General features: G+C 62.4%; 7 protein-coding genes. 3 read left to right on the forward strand and 4 right to left on the reverse strand.

All coding sequences use genetic code 11. The annotated features are described in order from the left end of the window. Positions 1-29 precede the first annotated feature (29 nt). Both ONR57_RS13985 and ONR57_RS13990 read left to right on the forward strand, forming a co-directional pair. Positions 30-671 (forward strand): lytic transglycosylase domain-containing protein, encoded by a 642-nt coding sequence (locus ONR57_RS13985; RefSeq protein WP_265124119.1) that lies wholly within the window; start codon positions 30-32, stop codon positions 669-671. A 106-nt stretch (positions 672-777) separates the two neighbouring features. Beyond that, positions 778-1,605: an LLM class flavin-dependent oxidoreductase gene (locus tag ONR57_RS13990; protein ID WP_265124120.1), complete on the forward strand. Its 828-nt coding sequence runs from the start codon at positions 778-780 to the stop codon at positions 1,603-1,605. A gap of 3 nt (positions 1,606-1,608) precedes the next feature. Here ONR57_RS13990 and ONR57_RS13995 read toward each other — a convergent pair whose 3' ends face one another. Beyond that, positions 1,609-2,064 (reverse strand): carboxymuconolactone decarboxylase family protein, encoded by a 456-nt coding sequence (locus ONR57_RS13995; RefSeq protein WP_265124121.1) that lies wholly within the window; start codon positions 2,062-2,064, stop codon positions 1,609-1,611. A gap of 72 nt (positions 2,065-2,136) precedes the next feature. Between ONR57_RS13995 and wrbA the strand changes: the two genes are divergently transcribed. After that, a complete protein-coding gene (gene wrbA / locus ONR57_RS14000; RefSeq protein WP_265124122.1) occupies positions 2,137-2,733 on the forward strand; it encodes an NAD(P)H:quinone oxidoreductase in 597 nt (198 codons plus the stop codon). A 76-nt stretch (positions 2,734-2,809) separates the two neighbouring features. On the opposite strand, the gene ONR57_RS14005 is transcribed toward wrbA, so the two are convergent. The 3 genes from ONR57_RS14005 to ONR57_RS14015 all read right to left on the reverse strand — a co-directional run. Next, on the reverse strand, positions 2,810-3,487 hold the full coding sequence (locus ONR57_RS14005; RefSeq protein WP_265124123.1) for a YceI family protein: 678 nt from the start codon (positions 3,485-3,487) through the stop codon (positions 2,810-2,812). A 38-nt stretch (positions 3,488-3,525) separates the two neighbouring features. Continuing rightward, positions 3,526-5,580: an NAD(+) synthase gene (locus ONR57_RS14010; protein WP_265124124.1), complete on the reverse strand. Its 2,055-nt coding sequence runs from the start codon at positions 5,578-5,580 to the stop codon at positions 3,526-3,528. Positions 5,581-5,656: 76 nt separating this feature from the next. Then, a partial coding sequence (locus tag ONR57_RS14015) for a nitroreductase family deazaflavin-dependent oxidoreductase (protein ID WP_265124125.1) occupies positions 5,657-6,060 on the reverse strand: 404 nt, incomplete at its 5' end.

Genomic DNA, 6,060 nt, shown 5'->3' on the forward strand with positions numbered 1-6,060 from the left:
GCATTCACCGTGTCATGCTTTTGCTTGCCATGAAAAGAATGCTGACCGTAATCGGTTCCCTCATTGTCGCGCTCGGGACGGCGCTCGCGCTTACTGCGCCAGCGTCGGCCAACACTGCGCCCACGGAATATGTGCCGTGGCTCCAGAAATCCGCACAACAATGTTCCGGAATCACCGCGTCGCTTCTTGCCGCGCAGATTCATGCAGAAAGCGACTTCCGGAAGAATGCCGTTAGCCGGTCCAATGCGCAGGGGCCAGCTCAGTTTATTCCCAGCACGTGGGCGATCTGGGGTGTCGATGCAGACGGCGACGGTAAAGCCGACCCATTCAGCATTCCGGACGCCGTGACCTCGCAGGGTCGTTTTATGTGTCACCTGCTGGCGGAGACCACTGCGGGTGTGAATGCCGGGCGGCTACGCGGTCACCCACTCGATCTCGCGATCGCCGGATACCACGCCGGGCTTGGTGCGGTAACGCGTGCCGGCGGAATGCCTTCGGGCGGAAAGTACACCACGGAAACACAACCGTATGTCCAGAAGATCCGCATGCTCGAACCGAGCTACCGCTACCTGAACACCGGCGGAGATTCGATTGGTATCCCCGCTCCACCGCTCGTCATCCCTGAGGAACTGCTGGATTTCGGTTCACTCTCGTCCTTCTCGCTCAACTGACCCGCTGCTGGGGCTGTGGTGGCGCCGGTGCGATCCGGCGCCACCCATAGTTGTGTGAAAGGGCAAACCACTGCACCGTCACAGGGTCAGCGGCTAGGTTGTGAACGTGGACGTTCAGTTTGGGTACTTCCTCGCTCCTGATGCGGATGATCCGCGCGCACTGCTCTCGACAGCGAAACTGCTCGACGAACTCGGCTTCGACCTCATCGGCATTCAGGACCATCCTTATCAGCGCCGCTTTCTGGATACGTGGACACTGATCAGTTATCTCGCCGCGCACACACAGCGCATCCGGTTTTTCCCTGACGTCGCGAGCCTGCCACTCCGGCCACCGGCGATTCTGGCGAAAAGCGCAGCATCGCTCGACGTCCTGACAGGTGGCCGTGTCGAACTCGGCCTCGGCGCTGGCGCATTCTGGGACGCTATCGAAGGGATGGGAGCCGAACGCCGCTCTCCGGGTAAGGCGCTCCAGGCGCTGCGGGAGTCGATCGACATCCTGCGCCTGATGTGGTCAGACGAACGCTCCGTCTCGTACGACGGAGACATCTACCGCCTGAGAGGGATACACCCTGGCCCTGCGCCAGCCCACGACATCGGTATCTGGCTCGGTGTCACCGGGCCGCGCGCGCTCCGGCTACTCGGTTCGCACGCAGACGGGTGGGTACCGTCGATGAGCTTCGTTCCGCCTGACAAGCTCCCCGAAATGCACGGCAGGATCGACGACGCGGCCGTCAGCGCGGGCAGGGACCCCTCCACGATCCGCCGGATATACAACGTGTGGGGGGAGTTCGATCATGACGAGTGGATTGACCTGCTCGCTGGCCTCGCTGCCGACCAGCGCATGGACACCTTCATTTTCGGCGGCCCCGGCGATGAGGCAACCCTGCGGGGTTTCGCTGAGGACATCGTTCCGAGAGTGCGTGAGGTGGTGTGAGCGCTAGTCCTCGCGCCGCACTTTGTGCTGACTGAGTACGGACACACGATTGAAAGCGTTGATCGTGATCGCGGTCCAGTTCAGGGCGGAGATCTGATCTTTCGTGAAGTGCTCAGCGGCACGGGCGAAGGCCTCGTCACGTCCCCGCTCGTCGGTGATCACCGTGACGGCCTCGGTGAGCGCAAGGGCGGCTTTCTCGCGTGCGTCGAACAGATTCGACTCTCGCCATGCGGGGAGCAGCGTTATCCGCCGGTAGGTTTCACCGTTGTCAAGCGCCGCTTTGGCATGCACATCAAGACAATACGCACAGGCGTTTATTTGTGACGCCCGCAGGTTAACCAATTCCAAGAGACGCCGATCGAGCCCCGCGGCACGAGCGGCACTCCGCACCGTACGCGCCGTGTTGAGGTACGACGTGAAGACATCGGGGTGATGCTTGTCAAGCGAAGGCCGAACCATGCGTCAACCTTACCGGTTGACCTGACCGCATGAACGAACACCGCTAAGTGCTCGAGGATTTGGAGGAAGCCCGTGAAAGTCGCTGTAATCTACTACTCTGCAACGGGACACGGGACGACGATGGCGCACCGAGTCGCCAAGGCAGCCGAGAACGCAGGCGCTGAAGTCCGGGTCCGCCATATCGCGGAAACCGTTGACCCTTCTGTTTTCGCCGAAAACCCGGCATGGAGAAAGAACTACGAGGCCACGAAGGATCAGCCAGAGGCATCCGGCGATGACATCGTGTGGGCCGACGCGGTGATCTTCGGATCTCCGACCAGGTTCGGTGCGACGGCGTCCCAGTTCCAGGCCTTCATCGACCAGCTCGGTGGCTTGTGGGCCGATGGCAAGCTCGCGGACAAGGTGTATGCCGGGTTCACGTCGGCGAAAACCACGCACGGCGGGCAGGAAACCACGCTGATCAACCTGTACACGTCACTGATGCACTTCGGCGGGATAATCGTTCCTCCCGGGTACACCGATGAGACCAAATTCGGTGACGGCAACCCGTACGGCGCGAGCCATGTAACAGGCCCGGACAACACCAATGACCTCAATAGCGACACGGAAGCCGCTCTTGAACACCTGGCAGTGCGGGTCGTGGAAACCACCCAGAAGCTCGCCGCCTAACCGAGACTGGGCCCGGATCTGGTGCGCACCAGCGTCGCTGCGCAGCGGATCCGGGCCCAACCCCTCACAGCTCGTGCTAGGCCGGTTGCAGCTCGAGAAGGAACTCGATCACGCCGTTGTCATCCACCGAAATTCCGGCGATACTGGGCTCCGGAATGCTGAAGTCAGAGAAAACCACCGGAAGAGCGCCGGCTACGTTCACCGCCTCCCCATTCCGCTGTACATCCAGATCAACGGTGACAGTGCGCGTGACCCCCCGCACCGTGAGTTCACCAGTAACTGGCACAGTGAAGCTGTTTTCAGCCGCGGGCATCTCGACGGGTACGGTTTGGACGAACGCCGAGTCCGGATACGTCGCGGTATCCATGATGCGATTGCGGTACTGGTTGTCGCGCCGTTCATCGTCGGTCGTAACTGAGGCCATATCCACCGTCACAGCTACGTCGGAGAGGACGCCGCCAGACACCGAGGCGGAACCAGCGACCTCGCCGGTGCGGCCCACAACCGTGACGTCCCTCCCCCACAGGACCTCGTCGACCCGGTAACCAGCGATAGATTCGCCCGCCACGCTCCAGTCACCGTCGAGCGACACGCGCGCGCCGCTGGCATCTGTATCGGTCACGGGCAAACTGAGTTCCTCCGGCTGATCGCCAACAACAAAACGGTCATACACCCACGGCCCCGCGACAACGACTGCGATGACAATAATGAGCGCGCCGGCTCCGCTGATGACAAGTGCACGTGTTTTGGTCACGCGGCCATGTTATGAGGCGAACCTTAGTGGGCGCCATGTCACCCGGGAACGTTGCGCTCCAGTTCATCGAGCCACACGCGAGCCACCGAGTCACTCGGGGCCCGCCAATCGCCGCGCGGCGAGAGTGAGCCTCCCGAACCAACTTTCGGCGCGTTCGGAATCGCTGAGCGTTTGAACTGACTCGTCTGGAAGAACCGCCGCAAGAACACCGCCAGCCACGACTTGATGTCCGCGAGATCGTAAGCGTTGCGTTTGTTCTCCGGAATCAGGTCCGGCCAGCGCCCCGCGGATACGTCACCCCACGCGTGCTGCGCGAGGTAGGCGATCCGGCTGGGCAGATAACCGAACCGCAGCGTGTAGTACAGATGGAAGTCCTGCAATTCGTACGGGCCTATCGTGGCTTCCGAACTCTGGCCGGGCACTGACGATCCCGCATCGCTCGGAACCAGTTCCGGTGAGATTTCCGTGTCGAGGATCGAGGTAAGTGCTTCGTTCGGCGCCGCGCCGAGCTGGCTCGTCTCTACTTCCCACGCGATGAGGTATCTAATCAGCGTTTTGGGAACGGATGCGTTGACACTGTAGTGCGACATGTGGTCGCCCACCCCGTAGGTGCACCAGCCCAGCGCGAGTTCACTGAGATCGCCCGTGCCGATAACGATCGCGCCGTGCATGTTCGCGAGCCGGAACAAATGTGACGTCCGCTCCCCTGCCTGGACGTTCTCGTATGTGACGTCGTACTGCTTCGCCCCGTCTGCGGCAGGGTGGCCGAGATCCCGGAGCATCTGTGTAGCGGATGGCCGGATATCGATTTCGTGCGCTGTCACGCCGATGGACTCCATTAGCCGCCGGGCATCGTGCAGCGTGCGGTCACTCGTCGCGAAGCCGGGCATCGTGTACGCGAGAATGTTCGAGCGGGGCAAGCCGAGGCGGTCCATAGCCTTAGCGCACACAATGAGCGCTTGCGTGGAATCCAGTCCGCCCGAGACGCCGATGACGACTTTCTCCAGCCCGGCGGCTTTGAGCCGGGTCGAAAGTCCCTCCACCTGGATGTGATGCACTTCCTCGCACCGCTCGTTGCGCGTCGCCGGGTCAGCAGGCACGTAGGGAAAGCGCTCCACGACGCGGCGCAGTGGCACCGGATCCGGCGGGACAGGAAGTTCGAGCTGAATCCTGCGGAATCGTTCCACGCGGTCGTGCAGGTCCGCGACGTTGTCACCGAAGCTCGTCATTCGCATGCGGTCCGCCGCAAGCCGATTCAGGTCGACATCCGCTGTGACCATACGGCCGCTATCCGCGAATCGCGCCCCTTCGGCGAGTTTCGTTCCGTTTTCGTAGATCAACGATTGCCCATCCCAGGCTAAGTCTGTCGTCGACTCGCCGTGGCCCGCAGCGGAATACAAATAGGCGGAAATGTAGCGGGCGGAATGCGACGCGCATAGTTCCCTGCGGTAGTCGGCTTTGCCGATCACCACGTTGCTCGCGGAAAGGTTGACGAGCACTGTCGCACCCGCCAGCGCTGCGAAACCCGCGGGCGGCAGGGGAACCCACGCATCTTCACACACCTCGATTGCGAAGGTGAAGCCGGCGAGATTCGGGGCCTCGAACAGAAGGTCGCTGCCGAACGGCACGGGCTGCCCAGCAATCGTCACCGTTTTCTCCAGCGCTTCGCGCGCGGCCGCGAACTGACGTTTCTCGTAATACTCGCGGTAGTTGGGCAAATAGCTTTTCGGGACGGCCCCGGCAATCCTGCCGCGGTCGATGACCACTGCACAGTTGAACAACCGCTGCGAAATCCGCAGTGGCGCACCCACGATCAGCACCGTATCGATGTCGCGGCTCGCTGCCACGATCCGCTGCAACGCCGCGTCAACACCGGCTTGCAAAGCATCCTGGTGGAAGAGATCGTCAGCGCTGTAGCTCGACAGGCCAAGTTCGGGGAAAACCGTCAGCACCGCGCCCTCGCGTGCGGCATCGCGAGCGAGAGTCAGCGTCTCCGCAGCGTTGTAATCGGGATCCGCCACGCGAAGGTGCGGAACAGCCACCGCGACACGTGCGAATCCATGCCTGTACAGCGAGTCGAATGGCAGCTCCACGTCAGCCCCCTGCCTTAGCGTCGGCGTTTCCGGTCCGTCACGAGCATAGTGGGGCCGCTCTACTGCTCACAGCAATTCATTCCGGGCGCGGTTCCAGGACAACGACTGTCGTCTCTGTCGGCCGAAGTTTCGCGTACGCGTCAACATCGTCACCGACCTCCCGCCACTTAGACCAGAGCCGTTCCCGCTCTTCGCCCGCCGCCGCGCGGGCTCGCACAGCACAGCGCCGTCCAGGCACGTGGACGATGGCATCTGGATTCGTCTTCACGTTGAGCCACCACGCGGGCTCCCCCTCCGCCCATCCGTTCATTGCCATTGTGATGATATTCCGCCCGTCTTCGAAGTAGGCGAGAATCACATGGCGCTCGGTGCCGGTACGGCGACCGGTGGTGGTGAGGCACATCATCCCCCACCGGTCCGGACGCGGGCGCCGGAGCCCGATCGTGCCCCGGCTCAACTGGTAAATCGCGCGGTGCACCT

Source organism: Hoyosella sp. YIM 151337, assembly GCF_026041215.1.
Classification (GTDB): domain Bacteria; phylum Actinomycetota; class Actinomycetes; order Mycobacteriales; family Mycobacteriaceae; genus Hoyosella.

Coding starts and splice junctions, on each gene's coding strand:
- ONR57_RS13985 (WP_265124119.1), top strand. CDS start 30: ATGAAAAGAATGCTGACCGTAATCGGTTCCCTCATTGTCGCGCTCGGG.
- ONR57_RS13995 (WP_265124121.1), bottom strand. CDS start 2,064: ATGGTTCGGCCTTCGCTTGACAAGCATCACCCCGATGTCTTCACGTCG.